Genomic DNA, 2,095 nt, shown 5'->3' on the forward strand with positions numbered 1-2,095 from the left:
ATGCTACTCTGTTTATTAAGGAGGAACTAAAGAAGAGGGAAGTTCTATGGACTTAGATATATAGTAGTTTTAGTTTAAGTAAGATTATAGAAGGAAGTATTCTATAGAGGAAAGATAGCTTGCATATTGTTTATTGAAAGTTGTTATATGAAAGCGAAAATGTGGATTTGTTTCTTTATTCAGATGTGCAAAGGAGATGTAAAGACAGAAGTGAAGTTAGTCATATAGTGTTTTCTTAGTAAATCACTTATTTTTTTCGGAAAGTGAGGTTGTTTTTAACTTAGTAAGGAGGGATGAAAAACAAAAAAATAGCTATATGAAATTAAAGGTTAAAAGACTACCTTTGCACCAAATTACACACAACAACACAAAGTACTTTAGCACATGTATAAAAGCATAATAAAGCCTATTCTTTTTAGGTTTGACCCGGAGAAGGTACACCATTTTACTTTTGGTGCTCTTAAATTTTTTAATGCCATTCCAGGTATATCCGCGCTGATTCGCGCCAATTGTCAGGTTAATGATCCTCGATTAGAACGAGAAGTTTTTGGACTAAAGTTTAAGAATCCTGTGGGACTTGCAGCGGGATTAGATAAAGATGCGAAATTGTATAGTGAGTTAGAGAATTTTGGTTTTGGTTTTATTGAAATAGGAACGTTGACTCCCAAAGGGCAACCTGGAAATCCTACTAAGCGATTATTTCGACTAAAAGAGGATGGAGGTCTTATTAATAGGATGGGATTTAATAACGGAGGGATAGAAGAGGCAATAGAACGTCTAAAGAAGAACAAAGGAACGCTGATAGGAGGAAATATCGGTAAGAATAAAGTGACTCCAAATGAACAGGCAAATGAAGATTATGAGATCTGTTTTGAGGCGTTGTTTCCTTATGTAGATTATTTTGTTGTGAATGTGAGTTCTCCTAATACACCTAATTTACGTGCCTTACAGGATAAAGAACCACTGAAGGCACTACTTCATGGCTTACAAGTTAAAAATAATCAGAAAGAGGCTCCTAAGCCTATTTTATTAAAAATAGCACCAGACTTAACAGATGATCAGTTATTAGACATTATAGAGATTGTCACAGAAACAAAAATAGCTGGAGTAATTGCAACAAATACGACTATTGGAAGAGAGAATCTAAAGTCTGTAAACCAATCAGAAACAGGTGGTCTAAGTGGAAAGCCTTTGACTAAACGAAGTACTGAGGTTATCCGCTTTTTATCAGAAAAGAGCAATCGCGCTTTTCCTATTATAGGAGTAGGAGGGATTCACTCGGCTGAGGATGCTATAGAAAAATTAGAAGCAGGTGCAAGTCTGATTCAATTGTATACTGGTTTTATTTATGAGGGACCAAGTTTGATCAAGAAAATCAATAAAAAAATATTATCGCAATCATAACAAACTAAATACATCAAAAACAAACTATGTCAACAGAAGTTCTTTATACTTTTTTTATAACTTGTTTTTTATTGATAATTACGCCTGGACCAGACTTACTTTATGTTGTTTCTCAAAGTATCACAAGGGGGAAGAAATACGGTTATGCTGTAGTTATTGGTCAAATGGGAGGATTATTATTTCATTTATCTCTATTTGCCTTTGGAGTTTCAGCTTTGATTATTAATTCAGCTTTTGCTTTAAAAGCAGTTAAGATATTTGGAGCTCTTTATTTATTTTGGTTGTCTTATAAGGTGTACCAAGAAGAAAATGTTATTACGATAGATGATAGCCCTACAACTAAGAGTGATAAGAGTTTTATGGGGTTTGTGAGAAAGGGGTTATTTATGAATATTCTTAACCCAAAGGTCATGATGTTCTTTTTAGCTCTATTTCCAGGATTTATTAGTGAAGCTGCTGGAAATATAAAGCAACAGGTATTTGTACTGGGGAGCGTATTTATAACAGAGGCATTAGTTATCTTTTTGATCATTTGTACGATTGCTGCTCAGTTGACAGAGTTTATGAAGAACAACAAGATTATAAATGTCTTTTTGAAATGGTTACAAATTATAATTTTCTCGGGATTAGGAGTTTTTCTACTTGTGAGTTAGTTTTGAAAATAATAAAAAAGAGGCTCGTTATTCTAAAT

The 2,095-nt window shown here is 33.5% G+C and carries 2 protein-coding genes; both read left to right on the forward strand.

Translation table 11 applies throughout. The features are described 5' to 3' along the window. Window positions 1-384 precede the first annotated feature (384 nt). A complete protein-coding gene (locus GOQ24_RS02905) occupies window positions 385-1,404 on the forward strand; it encodes a quinone-dependent dihydroorotate dehydrogenase (protein ID WP_155092609.1) in 1,020 nt (339 codons plus the stop codon). Between the two features lie 26 nt (window positions 1,405-1,430). After that, on the forward strand, window positions 1,431-2,057 hold the full coding sequence (locus GOQ24_RS02910) for a LysE family translocator (protein WP_155092608.1): 627 nt from the start codon (window positions 1,431-1,433) through the stop codon (window positions 2,055-2,057). The last annotated feature ends 38 nt before the right edge of the window (window positions 2,058-2,095 follow it).

It is taken from the genome of Myroides sp. LoEW2-1, assembly GCF_009767705.1.
Lineage (GTDB): Bacteria > Bacteroidota > Bacteroidia > Flavobacteriales > Flavobacteriaceae > Flavobacterium > Flavobacterium album_A.

What these genes read in the sequence shown, in the direction of transcription:
- GOQ24_RS02905 (WP_155092609.1), top strand. Translation starts at nt 385, where the DNA reads ATGTATAAAAGCATAATAAAGCCTATTCTTTTTAGGTTTGACCCGGAG.
- GOQ24_RS02910 (WP_155092608.1), top strand. Translation starts at nt 1,431, where the DNA reads ATGTCAACAGAAGTTCTTTATACTTTTTTTATAACTTGTTTTTTATTG.